The sequence below is a fragment of the Mesorhizobium sp. WSM4989 genome (assembly GCF_029625795.1).
Classification (GTDB): Bacteria; Pseudomonadota; Alphaproteobacteria; order Rhizobiales; family Rhizobiaceae; genus Mesorhizobium.
In genome coordinates this window covers 1,850,153-1,867,613 of the sequence record NZ_JARTVN010000002.1, presented here as the reverse complement: position 1 = coordinate 1,867,613, position 17,461 = coordinate 1,850,153, and the positions used below count along the sequence as shown (strand labels likewise).

20 protein-coding genes and 1 pseudogene are annotated in these 17,461 nt (G+C 63.5%); 13 read left to right on the top strand and 8 right to left on the bottom strand.

All coding sequences use genetic code 11. From position 1 onward, the window contains the following. Window positions 1–160: 160 nt before the first annotated feature. Entirely contained in the window at window positions 161–997 is an 837-nt protein-coding gene (locus P9217_RS21755) for an AraC family transcriptional regulator (RefSeq protein ID WP_278087499.1), read from the bottom strand. Between the two features lie 85 nt (window positions 998–1,082). Between P9217_RS21755 and P9217_RS21750 the strand changes: the two genes are divergently transcribed. The 3 genes from P9217_RS21750 to P9217_RS21740 all read left to right on the top strand — a co-directional run bounded on the left by P9217_RS21750 (window position 1,083) and on the right by P9217_RS21740 (window position 2,744). Beyond that, window positions 1,083–1,613 carry a hypothetical protein gene (locus tag P9217_RS21750; protein WP_278054309.1) on the top strand — a complete coding sequence of 177 codons (531 nt, stop codon included), beginning with the start codon at window positions 1,083–1,085 and terminating at the stop codon, window positions 1,611–1,613. 32 nt (window positions 1,614–1,645) lie between these two features. Beyond that, on the top strand, window positions 1,646–2,023 hold the full coding sequence (locus tag P9217_RS21745; protein ID WP_278087498.1) for a VOC family protein: 378 nt from the start codon (window positions 1,646–1,648) through the stop codon (window positions 2,021–2,023). Window positions 2,024–2,114: 91 nt separating this feature from the next. Further along, on the top strand, window positions 2,115–2,744 hold the full coding sequence (locus P9217_RS21740; protein ID WP_278087497.1) for a MarC family protein: 630 nt from the start codon (window positions 2,115–2,117) through the stop codon (window positions 2,742–2,744). A gap of 17 nt (window positions 2,745–2,761) precedes the next feature. Here the strand turns inward: P9217_RS21740 and P9217_RS21735 are convergent, their stop codons facing one another. From P9217_RS21735 to P9217_RS21725, 3 genes are all read right to left on the bottom strand, one after another. Beyond that, a complete protein-coding gene (locus tag P9217_RS21735; RefSeq protein WP_095777762.1) occupies window positions 2,762–3,187 on the bottom strand; it encodes an OsmC family protein in 426 nt (141 codons plus the stop codon). 104 nt (window positions 3,188–3,291) lie between these two features. Then, window positions 3,292–3,690, bottom strand: a complete 399-nt coding sequence (locus P9217_RS21730; protein ID WP_278054306.1) for a DUF2306 domain-containing protein — start codon at window positions 3,688–3,690, stop codon at window positions 3,292–3,294. Window positions 3,691–3,724: 34 nt separating this feature from the next. Beyond that, entirely contained in the window at window positions 3,725–4,243 is a 519-nt protein-coding gene (locus tag P9217_RS21725; RefSeq protein ID WP_067319755.1) for a single-stranded DNA-binding protein, read from the bottom strand. Here P9217_RS21725 and P9217_RS30455 point away from each other — a divergent pair. From P9217_RS30455 to P9217_RS21680, 9 genes are all read left to right on the top strand, one after another. Continuing rightward, window positions 4,227–4,817, top strand: a complete 591-nt coding sequence (locus tag P9217_RS30455) for a cupin domain-containing protein (RefSeq protein WP_336618904.1) — start codon at window positions 4,227–4,229, stop codon at window positions 4,815–4,817. The genes P9217_RS21725 and P9217_RS30455 overlap by 17 nt on opposite strands. Before the next feature lie 44 nt (window positions 4,818–4,861). Continuing rightward, entirely contained in the window at window positions 4,862–5,176 is a 315-nt protein-coding gene (locus P9217_RS21715; RefSeq protein WP_067319753.1) for a metalloregulator ArsR/SmtB family transcription factor, read from the top strand. Then, window positions 5,173–5,664 (top strand): SRPBCC domain-containing protein, encoded by a 492-nt coding sequence (locus P9217_RS21710; RefSeq protein ID WP_278087496.1) that lies wholly within the window; start codon window positions 5,173–5,175, stop codon window positions 5,662–5,664. The genes P9217_RS21715 and P9217_RS21710 overlap by 4 nt, the downstream gene beginning before the upstream one ends. 23 nt (window positions 5,665–5,687) lie before the next feature. Then, window positions 5,688–6,293, top strand: a complete 606-nt coding sequence (locus P9217_RS21705) for an ATP-dependent Clp protease proteolytic subunit (protein ID WP_066992448.1) — start codon at window positions 5,688–5,690, stop codon at window positions 6,291–6,293. 81 nt (window positions 6,294–6,374) lie between these two features. Further along, complete coding sequence (locus tag P9217_RS21700) at window positions 6,375–6,641, top strand: hypothetical protein (protein WP_245466679.1); 267 nt, start codon at window positions 6,375–6,377, stop codon at window positions 6,639–6,641. A 749-nt stretch (window positions 6,642–7,390) separates the two neighbouring features. Continuing rightward, window positions 7,391–10,312: an excinuclease ABC subunit UvrA gene (gene uvrA / locus P9217_RS21695; protein WP_278087495.1), complete on the top strand. Its 2,922-nt coding sequence runs from the start codon at window positions 7,391–7,393 to the stop codon at window positions 10,310–10,312. 35 nt (window positions 10,313–10,347) lie between these two features. Then, window positions 10,348–10,812, top strand: a complete 465-nt coding sequence (locus P9217_RS21690; RefSeq protein ID WP_095830011.1) for a GNAT family N-acetyltransferase — start codon at window positions 10,348–10,350, stop codon at window positions 10,810–10,812. A gap of 30 nt (window positions 10,813–10,842) precedes the next feature. Further along, window positions 10,843–11,646, top strand: coding sequence for a DUF72 domain-containing protein (locus tag P9217_RS21685; protein WP_278087494.1), 804 nt, complete (start codon window positions 10,843–10,845; stop codon window positions 11,644–11,646). Between the two features lie 208 nt (window positions 11,647–11,854). Continuing rightward, window positions 11,855–12,109: a hypothetical protein gene (locus P9217_RS21680; protein WP_067320133.1), complete on the top strand. Its 255-nt coding sequence runs from the start codon at window positions 11,855–11,857 to the stop codon at window positions 12,107–12,109. Window positions 12,110–12,217: 108 nt separating this feature from the next. On the opposite strand, the gene P9217_RS21675 is transcribed toward P9217_RS21680, so the two are convergent. Both P9217_RS21675 and P9217_RS21670 read right to left on the bottom strand, forming a co-directional pair. Beyond that, a complete protein-coding gene (locus P9217_RS21675; RefSeq protein ID WP_082953673.1) occupies window positions 12,218–12,394 on the bottom strand; it encodes a hypothetical protein in 177 nt (58 codons plus the stop codon). A 354-nt stretch (window positions 12,395–12,748) separates the two neighbouring features. Further along, window positions 12,749–13,066: pseudogene (locus P9217_RS21670) on the bottom strand (ABC transporter ATP-binding protein); the annotation flags it as partial. Window positions 13,067–13,345: 279 nt separating this feature from the next. Here P9217_RS21670 and P9217_RS21665 point away from each other — a divergent pair. Continuing rightward, window positions 13,346–13,738 (top strand): hypothetical protein, encoded by a 393-nt coding sequence (locus tag P9217_RS21665; RefSeq protein WP_095825347.1) that lies wholly within the window; start codon window positions 13,346–13,348, stop codon window positions 13,736–13,738. Window positions 13,739–13,834: 96 nt separating this feature from the next. Here P9217_RS21665 and P9217_RS21660 read toward each other — a convergent pair whose 3' ends face one another. Beyond that, window positions 13,835–14,542 carry a purine-nucleoside phosphorylase gene (locus P9217_RS21660; RefSeq protein WP_066992426.1) on the bottom strand — a complete coding sequence of 236 codons (708 nt, stop codon included), beginning with the start codon at window positions 14,540–14,542 and terminating at the stop codon, window positions 13,835–13,837. Between the two features lie 175 nt (window positions 14,543–14,717). After that, window positions 14,718–17,297 (bottom strand): PAS domain-containing sensor histidine kinase, encoded by a 2,580-nt coding sequence (locus P9217_RS21655; RefSeq protein WP_278087493.1) that lies wholly within the window; start codon window positions 17,295–17,297, stop codon window positions 14,718–14,720. Window positions 17,298–17,461: the final 164 nt, after the last annotated feature.

Genomic DNA, 17,461 nt, shown 5'->3' with positions numbered 1-17,461 from the left:
CTCGCCGCTTATATAGGAAGCCGGGCTGAAACTCCAATGGCTACGACACTTTTCCAAAGACAATTTCGGCGGCAATTTCAAATGGATACCGCTGATTGCGACGATATGGCCAAAGCCACACTTTGAGCTCGCAGGCCAAGTCGATCCCGAACGGCCTTGGCTAATGCCCGCGTCTGCCCGCCCGTTTGCAGCGGTAGGCGCCGGGCGCTTCTCCCATCTCGCGCCGGAACCTCCGGTTGAAGGTCGAAAGGTCGTTGAAGCCGGCATCGAACGCAATCGTCGAGATCGCTTCGTTCGACGCGCACAGCCGCACCGCGGCCCGATGCAGCCTGGTCCTCAGCAGGAACTGATAGGGCGTCATGCCGGCGACATGACGGAACGTGCGCAGGAAATGATACGGGCTGGTCGCCGTGCCGTCGGCGAGTTCGGTCAGCGAAAGCGGGCGATCGGCGTTGAGCTCGATCAAACGCACCGCCTCGGCTACGCGTTTCTGGTCGCGGGGGCTGGGTGTCCGGGCAACCTCGGACGAATTGGCCGCAGCCCCGACCACCGCGCACGCAATGCGCAGACCGAGTTCCTCGAACGCCTCGCCGTCGCCCGTTTGCTGCGCCGCCTCCGCTTGCGCCAGCAACGGCGCCAGCACCGGCAAGGGCGGCAGGCGTGGGTCGGCAAAGCCGAGCCGGCTTGCGCCCGGCACATCGGCGACGACGCGCTCCATATAGGCCGGCGAAAAATGGAAGGAGAGGCAGCGGTCGCCCGCGCCGTGCTCGTGGCCGCACTCGTAGCAGGCGCCCGGATTGCCGAGCAGGATGGCGCCTGGAGCAAGCATTGCGGTGCCCTGGCGCGTCCGGTAGCGGAACGTGCCTCTGGTCACGGCGGCGAGGCAGAAACCGCGATGCTGTTCCTCAAACGGACGGTCGCCGGCGCGAGCCGTGCAGATCACGTCGGATACCTGCCAGCCATGCCCTGAGGCCAGGTTTTTCTCAGTCGTCGCCATCGCCGAAAAATAGCAATTTTTCCCAAGCCCAGAACCCCGCCATGGCCCTATTGCTCCGCCTCTCCTGACAAACGAGGCAGCAACCATGACCGATCCTTTTGCCGAAGCCCTGCACAGCGACGCTCCCAATCCGGATCTCGCCGAAAAGCTGAAACTCTACGGCCGCTTCATCGGCGCCTGGACCTTCGACGCCACGCGCACGCTGGAGGACGGCACCAGGCTCACTGGGCGCGGCGAGGTGCATTTCGGCTGGGTTCTGGAGGGCAAGGCGGTCCAGGACGTCTGGATCCTGCCCGCGCGGAATGCCGGGGTGCAAGCCTCTCTCGGGCCATGGACCTTCTACGGCTCGACGCTGCGCGTCTACGACCCCGGCGCGGACGCCTGGCATATCTTCTGGAGCGATCCGCGCAACCAGTATTACAGCCGCCAGCTCGGCCGCGCCGAAGGCGACACGATCGTTCAGATCGGCGCCGACGGCACCGGCTCCTCGGTGCGCTGGAGCTTTTCGCACATCACCGAGAACGCCTTCCGCTGGCTTGGCGAGCGTTCGCATGACGGCGGCAAAACCTGGCGCACCGAGGTCGAGTTCCTGGCGCGGCGCTCGACTCCAGCCTGACCGATTAACCACCTGTATTTATGGAGAAAACGATGCTTGACCATATCTCGATCGGCGTCCGCGACAGCGGCGCCTCGAAGCGCTTCTACGACGCCGCTTTGGAGCCCCTCGGCTACTCGTGCCTCAGCCAGTCACCCGGCTCGCTCGGCTACGGCGCCAGGACCGTAAAACTCTGGGTCAATGAGGCCGGCCGGCCGGTCCCGGCCGACGCGGACTCCGGCCTGCACTTCTGCTTTGCCGCACCGACACGCGCCGGCGTCGACGCTTTCCATGCGGCCTCCTTGCTTGCGGGTGGCAAGGACAATGGCCGGCCCGGCCCGCGCGCCGCCTATGGCGACAACTACTACGCCGCCTTCGTAATCGACCCTGACGGCTACCGGCTCGAGGCTTATTGCAACAAAGCTGAATAGCCGGCTGAAATCCTCCCGTCCTGTTCCCACCGCTCCCGCTTTGCTCTACGAATGCAGGGCTTGGGCTTCGCCAGGCGGGAGGGGACCAGCGATGCCGAGCTTCGACACCCTGTTCAACGCCTTCGTCACCATCCTAGTGACCATCGATCCGCCCGGGCTGGCACCGCTCTTCCTCGCCGTCACGCGTGGCATGAACCGGGACGAGCGCCAGCAAGTCTCGGTGCGAGCTTCGGTGATCGGCTTTCTGGTGATGGCGTTGTTCGCCGTCGCCGGCGCGTCGATCCTGTCGGTGTTCGGCATCACGCTGCCGGCCTTCCGCGTCGCCGGCGGCTTCCTGCTTTTCTTCATCGCCTTCGAAATGGTGTTCGAGCGCCGTCAGGACCGCAAGGAGAAGATCGGCGACGTCGCCATCACCAAGGACATGATCCACAACATCGCCGCCTTTCCGCTGGCGATCCCGCTGATCGCCGGTCCCGGCGCGATATCGGCGACAGTGCTGCTGTCAGGACACTTCGAGGGCTTTGCCGCGCAAGCGGCGCTGGTCGGCATCATCGCGATCTGTCTTGTGCTCACCTTTCTGGTGTTCGTGCTGGCAGAGCGCATCGACCGCATCCTCGGCCAGACCGGCCGCTCGATCCTGACGAGGCTGCTCGGCGTCATCCTGGCGGCGCTTGCGGTGCAGTTCGTCGCCGACGGCGTCAGGGCGCTGATGTCTGCCTGAGCAGCATCCCTACTGCCTTATTTCACTGCTGTATCGACCACCTCGAAATCATGCGTGACGGCCGCCGTCTTGGCCATCATGGCGGTGGCCGAGCAGTATTTCTCGATCGACAGATCGATCGCCCTTTTCACCTTGTCGCGCGACAGCGCGCGACCCTTGACGATGAAATGCATGTGGATGCGGGTGAAGACGCGCGGTTCCGTCTCGGCACGATCCGCGTCCAGCTCGACCACGCAGTCCTCGACCGCCTCGCGACCTTTTTCGAGGATATGGACCACGTCGTAGGCCGAGCAGCCGCCGGTGCCGATCAGCACCAGCTCCATTGGGCTCGGCCCTGGCGTCCGGCCTTCCGGCCCATGCGCCGTGCCCAGCACGACTTTGTGACCGCTGCCGGACTCGCCGACAAAGGTGCGTTCCTCAACCCATTTGACGCGTGCTTTCACGATGATCTTCCTTAGACGCTGCTTTGCAAGCGGACTATCGCCGCAACTATCAACTATAGGCAATTCCGGACGGAAAACCGCGACGCACTTTCGCTCGAAATTGTTTATTGGCCGAATACGACCGTGTGCATGATGCGGCCGGGCAGCAACGTGAAGATGCCGGCGCCGATCAGCGCAAATAGGTAGAGGTTGATCATGGCGCTGCGATGCGCGGCCACTTTATGGGTGTGCGCATACCAGACCGCCAGCGGGGCGGTGACAACCACCAGGATCGACAGGATGTGGATCGGGCTGAACGGCCCGATCAGGCGTATCTGCTGGATCCAGAAGCTCGAGACGGCGACGACCAGCATCAGCGCTGCCCAGGCATAGCCCAAGACGCGGTGGCGTGTCGTGCCTTTCGGCAATGCCAGTTGCGCCCCGCCTATCGCCAGCGCGGCGAAGGCGGCGAACGCGTGCCATGGAATGGGAGGAGGCGCTGTCAGCAACGGTCCGAGCGACATCGCGCCTTCCCCTCAAACGACGATTGCGAGACCTTCAGAACGGAATCTCGTCATCCAGCTCGCGCGACGAACCACCGCCACCGCCCCTGGAACCGCCACCGCCGCCACGGCTGAAGCCTTCGTTCGGACCCGACTGGCCGAAATCGGAACCCCGGCTGTTGCCGCCGCCGGCATAACTGCCGACCTGGCCGCCGCCTTCGCCGCGCGCGTCGAGCATCTGCAGCTCGCCACGGAATTTCTGCAGTACGACCTCAGTCGTGTAGCGATCGTTGCCGGTCTGGTCCTGCCATTTGCGCGTCTGCAGCTGGCCCTCGACATAGACCTTCATGCCCTTCTTCAAATACTGCTCCGCCACCTTGGCGAGCTGGTCGTTGAAGATGACGACATTGTGCCACTCCGTCTTTTCCTTGCGCTCCCCGGAATTCTTGTCGCGCCAGCTTTCCGACGTGGCGATGCGGATGTTGACGACCGGGTCGCCCGAATTCAGGCGGCGGATTTCAGGGTCCGCCCCGAGATTGCCGACCAGAATGACCTTGTTGACGCTACCCGCCATCGTACTTCTCCGCGCTCATCCGAAACAAATTTTAAGTCGCTCACCTTACAGCCTGCGGTTCGCCCATGCCCGCGAAGGCTGGCTTTTCCCACAAGGTTTTTGTTCTCTCTTCGTTCTAGTCTTGACCGCTGTTTCTGTCAAGGAATGTCAGCAACAGGTAGTATTCCTGGGCAGGAAACAAGGGGATATCGGAATGAACGTTGTTTCGCATGAGGATCAGCCGCGCGAAACGTGGCGCGCCGGAGTCGAAACCCGCATGCATGTTGCCGCCGCCAATGGCGCGGCGGGCCTTTGCATATTCGAGCAGTGGGTCGGACCGGGTAGCGGCGCACCAACGCATGCGCATATGGTCGAGGAAGTACTGACGGTGATTGCCGGCGAAGCCGAAATGTGGGTCGACGACCGACGGGCCGTGCTTGCCGCCGGGCAGTCCCTGATCATTCCCGCGCACCGCAAGCATGGCTTTCGAAACGTGGCTTCCGGCACGCTTCACATCCATGCCGTGCTCGCATCGCCAATCTTCGAGGCAAGCTTCGACGGAGCGGCGGAGCCGGTGAGACGCTGGACGGCCTAAAACGGCGCTTGCCAAACCAATAAGTATCGACTTATGCTTTGCGCATGATCGAAGCAGAGATTTTCCGGGCCCTGGCCGATCCGACACGCCGCGCCGTCTACGAGCGGCTCGCGGCCGGTGAATTGACGGTGTCCGAGCTGCGCGCCGGCGTCAGCGTGTCGCAGCCGGCCGTCTCGCAGCATCTTGCCGTGCTGCGCGGCGCCGGACTGGTGATCGAGCGGCGCGCCGGCCGCAACGCCTATTACCGCGCCGACCCTCAAGGGCTCGATCCCTTGCTCGGCTGGATCGAACGCTACCGCGCCTTCTGGCCGGAGCGCATCGAGCGTTTGAAGAGGGTTCTGAAGGAAATGGACCAATGACGATTACCAAACACCTGGCAGCGGCCAACGCGCCGCTCAGCTTCGAATGCGAGCTTCCCGATCCGCCGGAAAAAGTCTGGCGGGCGCTCACCGAGCCGGAACTGCTCGCCGCGTGGCTGATGCCCAACGACATCAAGCCGGCGATCGGCGAGCGCTTTGCCTTTGCCGGACCAAACGCGCCGATCGAGTGCGAAGTGCTCGAGGCCGAGCCCGGCAAGCTGCTGCGCTATTCCTGGCGCGAGCGACCGGGCGTGGACGCTGCCGACCGGCTACCGGCATTCGACGGTCCCATCTTCGACAGCATTGTCACCTTCACGCTCGCGCGCATGGTTTCCGGCGGCACGCATCTCAGCATCGTCCATGATGGTTTCGCGACGGTCGCGCAACCTGTCGTCGCCGTTTCCGGCGCCGGCTGCGGGATTTCGCTCCACGCGCGCAAGAGCCCAGCTGCCGCCAATGCGCCAAGCATGATGCTGCGCGCGGCTTGACCAAAGAACCGAGGAGATCTGCGATGAGCGCCTTTGCCAATCTCGTGCCGATGGTGATCGAGCAGTCGAGCCGCGGCGAGCGCGCCTTCGACATTTTCTCGCGGCTGCTGCGCGAACGCATCGTCTTCATCAACGGCGAGATCAATGACGGCGTGTCGGCGCTGGTCTGCGCGCAGCTCCTGTCGCTGGAATCGGACCATCCCGACAAGGAGATATCGATCTACATCAACTCGCCGGGCGGCGTGGTGACCAGCGGCTTCGCCATCTACGACACCATGCAGTACATCTCCTGCCCGGTGTCGACGGTGTGCATGGGCTTTGCCGCCTCGATGGGCTCATTCCTGTTGATGGCGGGCTCGCCCGGTCGGCGCATCGCGCTGCCCAACACCAGGATCGTGCTGCATCAGCCGCTGGGCGGCTTCCAGGGCCAGGCCTCCGACATCCAGCGCCACGCCGAGGACATCCTGCGCACCAAGCGCCACATGACGGAGCTGTACGCCAAGCATTGCGGCCGGACCTATGACGAGGTCGAGCGCACGCTCGACCGCGACTATTTCATGACCGCCGAGGAAGCGAAGGCCTGGGGCCTCGTCGACCATGTCTACGACACGCGCAAGAAGGCGGCCTGACCGCGCGGCAAATTGATTGCGGCGCGTCTGGCCTCGCCTTCGGCGCGCCTCTATAGTTCGCGCATGATCCGAGCGCGTTCCTTGACGAATCTGGGTTTTGCCGTTGTCGCAGTCGCCGGCGTGCTTGCGGTCGGCACCGCCGCTTTTGCCGACGACAATTCGACACAAAAACTGCCCGGCGTGAGCAGCGACTACCGTATCGCCAAGCCCGCGCCGCAGCCCGAGCCTGACGACTCACTGCCAGCCGGCAGCAACGGCACGTTCAAGATCGGCGACACCGATGTCAGGATTTCGGGTAGCATAACCATCGACATGGCAACGGGCGCCATCAGGCCTCCCAACCACTGAAGCTTACCCCGCATTGCGGACGCCGGCGACGGACCTTCGACTCGCAAAATGCAAGCCCCGCCACTGCTTCCGCAGGTGGACGGGGCTTTCATGGATCTGAAACCCAATTTTAGCCGGGAGTGGACTGCCGGCGTTCTGTTTCGGATGCAACGCGGCTTTCAGCCGACGATCCGACTATGGTCTCTGATTGTAGGAATCGGCAGGTCACGTTTTTCGGGTGGCGCTCACGCCTACCCTGGCACTATGCCCGCCGCGGCTCCATCGCTTCGTGGAGCCTCAAGGGACTGTCCGGTGGCGTCATGCTCCGCTCCTGGTCCGTTGTGGCAATGTCGTCCGAAGCGCAAATCGCTGAAGCCTGCGGCGTCTCGCAGGCCACCTCTGGGTGACGAGGCCATCGACAGACGGCCGGCTTCGTTGACGCCTTTGAGACTGCCCCCATGGGTCCGAGACGTCAACCGTTGAAGAGCCGGTTACAGAAAAATGTGATCGATCGGAGGTTACGTCCAGGTAAGTCGAATGCCTTCGACTGATCGGTCGCGACGGTTTTTGCAGCCGCTGTTTCCACAGCGCTTTGTCAGGAGGGTGTTCGGCCTTTGTTCTTTCCGCTTGCCCGCTCGCGCGAAAGGCGGTTAAACGCTTTGGTCGAGATTGTGGCGTCTCTCGACGCGGCGACGAGATTACCTACATAGGGGATGGCCGGGACAAACCCGCCAATCCAGCAAATTCCAGACCTGAGGCGGCGACCGGCGATGGCCGACCAAAAATATCTTTCCATTCGCGGCGCGCGCGAACACAATCTCAAGAACGTCGATCTCGACCTGCCGCGCGACAGCCTGATCGTCATGACCGGCCTGTCGGGATCCGGCAAGTCGTCGCTTGCCTTCGACACCATCTATGCCGAGGGTCAGCGTCGCTATGTCGAAAGCCTTTCGGCCTATGCCCGCCAGTTCCTGGAAATGATGCAGAAGCCGGACGTCGACCAGATCGACGGCTTGTCTCCCGCCATCTCGATCGAGCAGAAGACGACGTCGCGCAACCCGCGCTCGACAGTCGGCACCGTCACCGAAATCTACGACTATATGCGCCTGCTCTTCGCCCGCGTCGGCATTCCCTATTCGCCGGCCACCGGCCTGCCGATCGAAAGCCAGACGGTCAGCCAGATGATTGACCGCGTGCTGGCGCTGGACGAGGGCACGCGTCTCTACCTGCTGGCGCCGATCGTGCGCGGCCGCAAGGGCGAATACCGCAAGGAACTTCTGGAGCTGCAGAAGAAGGGGTTCCAGCGCGTCAAGGTCGACGGCGTCTTCTACGAGATCGCCGACGTGCCGGCGCTGGACAAGAAATACAAGCACGACATCGACGTGGTCGTCGACCGCATCGTAGTTCGCGGCGATCTGGCGACGCGGCTTGCGGATTCGATGGAGACGGCGCTGAAGCTCGCCGACGGGCTTGCGGTGGCCGAGTTCGCCGACAAGCCGCTCGACGCCAGCCGGACGGGCGAGGACTCGGTCAACAAGTCGAAGAACGAGACGCATGAGCGCATCATGTTCTCGGAAAAATTCGCCTGCCCGGTGTCCGGCTTCACCATTCCCGAGATCGAGCCCAGGCTGTTCTCCTTCAACAATCCGTTCGGCGCCTGCCCGACCTGCGACGGCCTCGGCAGCCAGCGCGCCATCGACGCCAACCTCATTGTGCCGGACGAGAATGTCTCGCTGCGCGACGGCGCCATCAGCCCGTGGGCGAAATCGACCTCGCCCTATTACGCGCAGACGCTTGAGGCCTTGGGCAAGGCCTATGGCTTCAAGCTCGGCGACAAGTTCAAGGATCTGAGCGCCGAGGCGCAGCAGGCCGTGCTGCACGGCACGGGCGAGCGCGAGCTCACCTTCCAGTATGACGACGGCCTGCGGTCCTACAAAACGACCAAGACCTTCGAGGGCGTCATCCCCAACCTCGACCGGCGCTGGAAAGAAACGGAATCGGCCTGGATGCGCGAGGAGATCGAGCGCTTCATGTCGGCCACCCCCTGCCCCGCCTGCAACGGCTACCGGCTGAAGCCGGAAGCGCTCTCGGTCAAGATCGCCGGCAGGCACATCGGCGAGGTCACGGAGCTGTCGATCCGCAAGGCCGACCGGTGGTTCACCGATCTGCCGGCGCAGCTCAACGAGAAGCAGAATGAGATCGCCGTCCGGGTGCTGAAGGAAATCCGCGAGCGCCTGCGTTTCTTGAACGATGTCGGCCTCGACTATCTGACGTTGTCGCGCAATTCCGGCACGCTGTCGGGCGGCGAGAGCCAGCGCATTCGTTTGGCTTCGCAGATCGGCTCCGGCTTGACGGGCGTGCTCTACGTGCTGGACGAGCCGTCTATCGGTCTGCACCAGCGCGACAACGCGCGCCTGCTCGATACGTTGAAGCACCTGCGCGACATCGGCAACACGGTGATCGTCGTCGAGCATGACGAGGACGCCATCCTGCATGCCGATTATGTCGTCGATATCGGCCCGGCCGCCGGCATCCATGGCGGTGAGATCATCGCGCAAGGCACGCCGCAGCAGATCATGGCGACGCCCGCCTCGATCACCGGGAAATATTTGTCGGGCGAGCTCGAGGTCGCGACGCCGGCGGTGCGCCGCGAGGCGAAAAAGAACCGGCGTATCAAGGTTATCGGCGCGCGCGGCAACAATTTGAAGAACGTCACGGCGGAGATCCCGCTCGGCACTTTCACCTGCGTCACCGGCGTCTCCGGCGGCGGCAAGTCGACCTTCCTGATCGAGACGCTGTTCAAGGCGGCCTCACGCCGCATCATGGGCTCGCGCGAGCATCCGGCCGAGCATGATCGCATCGAGGGCCTGGAGTTCCTCGACAAGGTCATCGATATCGACCAGTCGCCGATTGGCCGCACGCCCCGCTCCAACCCCGCCACTTATACCGGCGCCTTCACGCCGATCCGCGATTGGTTCGCCGGTCTGCCGGAGGCCAAGGCCCGCGGCTATCAGCCGGGCCGTTTCTCCTTCAACGTCAAGGGCGGCCGCTGCGAGGCGTGCCAGGGCGACGGCGTCATCAAGATCGAGATGCACTTCCTGCCCGACGTCTACGTCACCTGCGACGTCTGCCATGGCAAGCGCTACAACCGCGAGACGCTGGACGTGCTTTTCAAGGGCAAGTCGATCGCCGACGTGCTCGACATGACGGTCGAGGAAGGCGTCGAGTTCTTCTCGGCGGTGCCCGGCGTGCGCGACAAGCTCGAGACGCTGAAGCAGGTCGGGCTCGGCTACATCCATATCGGCCAGCAGGCGACGACGCTGTCCGGCGGCGAGGCGCAACGCATCAAGCTGGCCAAGGAACTGTCGCGCAAGGCGACCGGCAAGACGCTCTACATCCTGGATGAGCCGACCACCGGCCTGCATTTCCACGACGTCGCCAAGCTGCTCGAAGTGCTGCATGAGCTGGTCGACCAGGGCAACACGGTGGTGGTGATCGAGCACAATCTCGAAGTCATCAAGACAGCCGACTGGGTGCTCGACCTCGGCCCCGAGGGCGGCGACGGTGGCGGCGAGCTGGTCGCCTCCGGCACCCCGGAAGCGATCGTGCGCGAAAAGCGCAGCTACACCGGCCAGTTCCTGAAGGAGCTTCTGGAGCGGCGCCCCGGGGGCAAGCGCGAAGCGGCCGAGTGAGCGAGTGGGTCGGCAAGCGTTTGGAACAGTCTCGAATGAAGATCAGGCAAGCGCTTGCAGGTGATCTCCAAGCTGTCGTCGCGATAACCACGGACGCCTACGCCCCCTACACCGCCCTGTTCGGCGCGCCGCCGATCCCGGTGACCGAGGACTATGCGCCCCGTATTACGCGCGGCGAGGTCTGGCTGCTGGAGGATGGTTCCGATCTGGCCGGGCTGCTTGTCCTCGAGCGGCACGACGATCATGCCATGATCTTCAGCGTTGCCGTTTCGCCGGCCTTCCAGGGCAGGAGACTCGGTATCGCGCTGCTCGACTTCGCCGACGAACAGGCGCGGTCATGGGGCGTGCCGGAGGTGCGCCTCTACACCAATTCGCGCATGGAGCGGAACATCGCGCTCTATTCGGCTTACGGCTATCGGGAAACGGGTCGCCGCGCCAACCCATACCGGCCAGGATGGATATTGGTCGACATGGCCAAGCCGGTCGACAAAGCAGCCTGAGCCGCATTCAAAACTCGGAGGAGGAAGACGATGAGCCAAGGAAAGATCCGCTCCGGCATGGGCGGCTGGACCTTCGAGCCCTGGGACACCTCCTTCTATCCGGAGAAGCTCGCCAAGGCCAAGCAGTTGCACTATGCCAGCCGCCAGGTGCCGAGCATCGAGGTCAACGGCACCTATTATTCCAGCTTCAAGGAGCCGACCTTCGTCAAGTGGGCGAACGATACGCCGGACGGCTTCGTCTTTTCGCTCAAGGGCAATCGCTTCGTCACCAACCGCCGCGTGCTCGGCGAGGCCGGGGAATCGATAATGCGCTTCCTCGGCTCGGGCATTGTCGCGCTCGGCGACAAGCTGGGACCGATCCTGTGGCAGTTCGCGCCGACGAAGAAGTTCGATGCGGACGATCTCGAGGCCTTCCTGAAGCTGCTGCCCGACAAGCAGGACGGCGTGCCGCTGCGCCATGCGCTCGAAGTGCGGCATGACAGCTTCATTGTCCCGGAATTTCCGGCTCTGGCGCGCAAATACAATGCCGCCATCGTCTATGCCGACCACGCCAAATATCCGGCGATCGCCGACGTCACCGGCGATTTCGTCTATGCCCGCCTGCAAACCGGCAGCGACGACAATCCCGATTGCTACACGCCGAAAGGGCTCGACGAATGGGCGGGCCGCGTCAAGACCTGGGCGGAAGGCAGGCAGCCGGCCGATTTGCCGCGCGCCGATCCCAAGACCGACGCGCCGGTCAAGCCGCGCGACGTGTTCGCCTATTTCATAAGCGAGGGCAAGGTGCGTGCGCCCTTCGGTGCCATGGCGCTGATGAAGCGGGTGGCGGCCTAAACTGCCGCGGCTCTTTGTTGGAACGCCGGAAGTTTGCCCGGCGCGGAACGCCGTCGGCGGTTGGCTTGTCGGAACCTGCCGGCCATGTTGACCGTTCTGTCCCAGCCGATCGCGAGGTCGACGGAGGGTGATCTCGCCGAAAGATTCGGTACGGCGACCTCGCGAAACGCTCGCCACATCCCGCAGCGTCGGAAAGGAGCGAGGGAAGATGACCGTCATCCTCGGTGCGTTGCTTACCATCGCAGGCGTCGTCTACATGGCAGGCGCCACTTTGAGGCGCGGACGCCTGAGTGACCCGGCATCTACAGCGCCGGACCGTCCGGCGCCGAACCTGGCAACACCAGGCCCCACACTGGAGCCGCGGCGACGCGGACTCCGTTTCCTCGGCCTGTCTCAGAATTGGCCAGGTCTGGTGATGATGGCGGTCGGCATCATACTGCTGTTGTCGGTGTTCGTCCTCTGACCTTACGGAATGTCGGAGTCTTCGCTCGCAGCCGCGTGCTCGACATCCACCGCTGCGCTTGAAGCTCAGAGCAATTCCGGAACGGTTGAAGTCTTGCTGCTCAGGCCGTCAATGGTGCCCGATTACTTCGTTATAGGCGTCGAGGTCAACGTAAAAAACCTTGGTTATTTCGCCGAGCAGATCATCCTCGTCGTAGCCCTGCGACATCAGGATGTTGATCGCCGTCATGATATCGACGCGCTCGGTCAGCCGCCGCTTCTGATAGTCCTCGACAAAACGTTCCATCGCCTTCCCCTGGCAAGCTTTTGTTGGACGCATCGACCGACAATCACTGCGGGGAAAGCTAGGCGAGCTTGCTTGCGCGGACCTTGCGGGCGGAGCCCGCGCCATCCCCCTTCATCTCGACTGATACGGAAAGAGCCCGACTCACCAAGGCCATGCAAAGACTAGCATGCGCTATTGGCCACACCAGAGCCGTCGAACACTTCGTCATCCTTCCGCGTAACGACGCGAACCGGAGCGAAGACCCAAGGATCCATTCCGTTACTTGGAAGCGTCATTAATGGTGCATAATCCGCAATGATCTAGGCGTCCGCACGAGGAATCTATTCTGCATCGCGAGACCGGCGACGGCGTGCGCAGCTTCGGCCGCATCACCAGCGCCCGCCCGAGTGGCGAGTTGCCGCTGGTCACCGCACAGGTCGCCGCCGCGCCGCGAAGGCATCTGCCTCAGCACCGCAAACACCTCGAAGACATGCGAAGGAATGTTGCGGTCGCCGCGCTGAAGCGGCGCGAAGCCGGACTTCAGATTTTCGAGGACCGTGAGCAGCGGAGAGATCTCCCTGCCCTGCGGCACCATGCGATGCCCGACCGGGCGCGGTCATACGCCGCGCTCCGGTCGAGCGCCTTCCCCTCGAAGGCAACCCTTCCGCTCGTCAACCGGTGATGGTTGACGATCCGATCTCATCAAACTTGGTTGCAAGCGACGTGCCAAACGCGGACGCAGGCGGGGATCAGGAGAAATAGTCATAAATACAAACGTTTAGCGCTTGAGAAGCGAATAAAACGACTCCGATCAAGCACCCTGGGTTTGAGAAAACGTTGCGCAGCTCTGCCTAGATTTTGCCCAAATCATAAAATGCCCAATACTTAATCTCGTCTCCGTGCCGGCACTCGCCGGCCAGTTGCGGGGCAGCGGCAAAATGGGGCAAGGTCGCCGCCGAAATGAGCGACCGCATGGCCTTCCCGATTCGCATTCTTCTGAGCTTGCTGCTTCTTGCGTCGGCCGTGGGCAAGGCCGGCGCGGACTTCGCCGAAGGCAAGCTTCCGGACGGCGTCTATCATTGCGAGGTCTATCTGCTCGGCCTCTTCATCAATCTCGGCGACATCACCATCAAGGGCAATGTCTATAGCGGCCCAGTGACCTTCGGCACGTCGGGAACCTACAACTACCAGATGGACGCCAATGGCGAGATCAGCTGGCTCGGCCCGCTCGGCGGCTATACGAGCGGCGGCAACTCGATCTCGCTGACACAGGCGACGCTCGACGATCCAGGCGCTCCCTCCTTCGACATCATCATGAAGCAGCAGGACGGCGCCTTTACCGCCTCCACCTGCACGAAACATTGATCGAACAAGGAACTTCGCTTCGATGCTGCGCACAACCTACCGCTTTATCTGCGGGTCGCCGGCCGACAGCCGAGGGGCAGTTGAAGCGGAAACCGCCTAAGCAGTGACCGCGACTTCCAGCGCCAGGCGGGTCATGTCGGTGAACAGCGCCTGGCGTTCGGAATACTCGGTCTGCTCGTCGGCGGCGACGTGGTCGACCACGGTCAGCAGCGATAGGGCGCGCGCGCCGAACTGCGCCGAGATGCGGTAGAGCGCGCTGGTTTCCATGTCGACCGCCAGCGCGCCGAGCGCCCTGGGCTCGTCGAAGCGGGCGCGGCCATCGGGATGATGGAAGATGTCGCTGCAGACGGTCAGGCCGGCGCTGCAGGCAATGCCGAGATCGGCGGCCCGCTGCAGCGCCAGCGCATGGAGCGCCTCATCGGGGCCCGCCGGCTGGTAAAGTCCGAACACCTGCCCGCTGATCGGGCCCTCGGCGCGCACGGCGCTTGAAACGACCAAGCCCCGCAGCGGCACGTCGTCCGACAATGCGCCGCATGTTCCTGTGCGGATCAGCGTCTTCACGCCATGATAGTCCAGCAACTCATGGGCATAGATCAGGAAAGAAGAGACGCCGATGCCGGTTGCCTGGATGCTGACCGGCTTACCGCGGAAACGGCCAGTGAAGCCGAGGGCGCCCCGACGGAGATTGATGCAGCGCGGCGCCTCCAGAAAAGTTTGCGCCATCCACTGCGCGCGCTCGGGGTCGCCCGGCAGCAGCACCGTTTCGGCATAATCTCCCCTGCCCGCCTCGATGTGCGGCGTCACGCGCTATCACCCCCATGACAGGACCCATCCGACCTGCATCATGGCAGGCTGGCTGCAATGTGCAAGCGATAGCTGTTTAAGACATGTCGCCTAAAAGGGCGCAGCGCTTTTGGGGAAAGGACCTGCATCAAGCAATGATCTAAAGCGCGTCGTCTGATCGCTTCGGCGATGCGCTTTAAGATTCCAGCACGTCTTTGACGATCGTCGCCAGTTGCTTGAGCGAGAATGGTTTGGGCAGGAAGCCGAAATGCGCGTCGGCCGGCAGGTTTTTGGCAAAGGCGTCCTCGGCGTAGCCGGAAACGAAGACGAATTTTATGTCCGGCTGGCGCTTGCGCAGTTCGCCGAGCAGCGTCGGCCCGTCCATTTCCGGCATCACCACATCGGACACCACGATGTCGACCTTGCCGCCGAGCGCCTCGAAGACCTCCAGCGCCTCGACGCCGGAGGAAGCCTCGTGCACGGTATAGCCGCGCGAGGTCAGCGCCCTCACGCCGCCCATGCGAACGGCGTCCTCGTCCTCGACCAGAAGCACGGTCGCCGAACCTGAGAGGTCCTTCAGCGTGTCGGCCGGCTTGGCTGGAGCTGCCGCCGCCGCAGTGTCGGCAGGCTCGCTCGCCTTCTTCACCTCCGTCACGTGGCGCGGCAGGAAGATGCGGAACACCGTGCCTTTGCCGACTTCGGAATCGCAGTAGATGAAGCCGCCGGTCTGCTTGATGATGCCATAGACCATCGAGAGGCCAAGGCCCGTTCCCTTGCCGACCTCCTTTGTGGTGAAGAACGGCTCGAATATCTTCTTCAGCACCTCCGGCGCGATGCCGCTGCCCGTGTCCTCGACCTCGACCAGCACATAATCTGCCGGGATAAGCTCGCGATACGGGAAGGATTTGCACTCCTCGGCCATGACGTTGCGGGTGCGCACGGTAAGATCGCCGCCGGTGGGCATCGCATCGCGCGCGTTGACGGCGAGATTAACCACCACCTGCTCGAATTGGCCGATGTCGACCTTGACCGGCCACAGATCCCGCCCGTGGTCGATCTTCAGCCTGATATCGTTGCCCACCAGGCGGGCAAGCAGCATGCGCAGATCGGCAAGCACATCGGTCAGGTTGAGAACTTCCGGCCGCAAGGTCTGCTTGCGCGAGAAGGCCAGCAACTGCCTAACAAGCGACGCCGCCCGGTTGGCGTTCTGCTTGATGTTCATAATGTCGGGGAAGGACGGGTCCGACGGCCGGTGGTTGGTGAGCAGGAGGTCCGACGCCATGATGATGGCGGTGAGCACGTTGTTGAAGTCGTGCGCGATGCCGCCGGCAAGCTGGCCGACCGCCTGCATCTTCTGGCTCTGCGCCATCTGGCCCTCGAGCGCCTTCTGCTCGGTAGTCTCGACGGCGTAGACGATGGCCGATTCCTCCGCACCCTCGCTACCGGCGCCGTCGGCGACGGCATTCACGTAGAAGCGGATGTGGCGCTCCTCATGCCCGGGCAGCAACGAGTCGATCGGCTCGATATTGGCCTGCCGCTGCCGCGCCTTCTCGAAGGCGGCGGCGAAGGCCGGCCGGTCGCGTTCATGCACCACGCTCTCGAAACGCACGCGCCGGTCGACAGCGTCTCGGTCGACGACGGACGAAAACAGCGACAGGAACGGCGCATTGGTGCGCAGGATGCGCCCGCCGGCATCGACGCCGGCTATCGCCATCGGCGTCGAGTTGAAGAAACGCGTGAAGCGCACCTCCGAGGCGCGCAGGTCGGCGGACGCGTCCTCTCCCTGGGTGCGGTTGAGCACGATGGTGCGCGTCGGCCCGTTCACTCCTTCGCGGCTTGCCGAAACGCGGTGCATGAAGCGGACGGGCAGTGCCTGGCCGCTCATTGTCGTCAGATCAAGGTCGATGACGGCGTTGCGCGTGGCGCCGGGATCAGCCTTGACCGAGCGGACGAGCGCCATGCCGTCGCCGGCGACGATCTCCGGCAGCGTGACCGCGCCCGGGGTGAAGCTGGCAAGGTCGATGCCCAGCCATTCGGCAAGCGTCGCATTGATATAGGTGACGCGGCCTTCCTGGTCGGCCGAGAAGAAGCCTGCGGGCGCGTGGTCGAGATGGTCTATCGCCTTTTGCAGGTCGAGGAAGAAACGCTCCTGTTCCGCCCGCTCCTGCGAGATGTCTGCGATCTGCCAGGCAAGCATCGGCAGCCGCTGGCCCGGCACATTGAAGGCGCGGGCACGGACGCGGTACCAGCGCGCGCCCGGCTCGGCCCCAGGCTTGATCGACTGCGCCAGGCGAAATTCACCGTCGCCAGCCTGGCCGTCGCGCAGGCCGGACGCCAGCCGGTAGATGGTCATTGAAGCCTCGGGGACGTCCGAAAGCAGCCCCTCGACCGTCTTGAGGTCCGCCGCCGAAGCGGCCCCCGTCATCTCGGCATAGGCCCGGTTGGCGTAGATTACGCGACCCTTGGTGTCGGTGACCAGGAGGCCTTGCGACATTGAATCGACGAACGCTTTGGACAGCTCGTCGCCGGTTGAACGCGGGGCGATCTGCACGAAGCCGATCGCCGTCGCGAACAGAAAGCCGACGCCGATCATGGCGAGCACGCCAAGCATGCCGAGCAGGAACGGATCGCCGAGGCGCTCGCGGAACAACCCGAAAACGACCGCCGCGCCGGTCAAAACGACGATGAAGATGATGAGCCTGGCGATGGCGCCCGGACGCGTGTTTTGGTCGACGATCGGTACCGGATAGAAATCGCCGCGCGTTTCCTTGGCCATGTGCCCCCTGCTCGTGATTCCGATGCCCCGACACCCGCGAACGGCCGGTTGAATCACATTCTCCTGTAGCGGAAAAGGCCCGGACGGCAAATGTCCGATAAAATCAACGATTCATGTTTCAAACTGTTCACGATGGGTGATGTCGCCTTGCGGAGGCTAGTCCC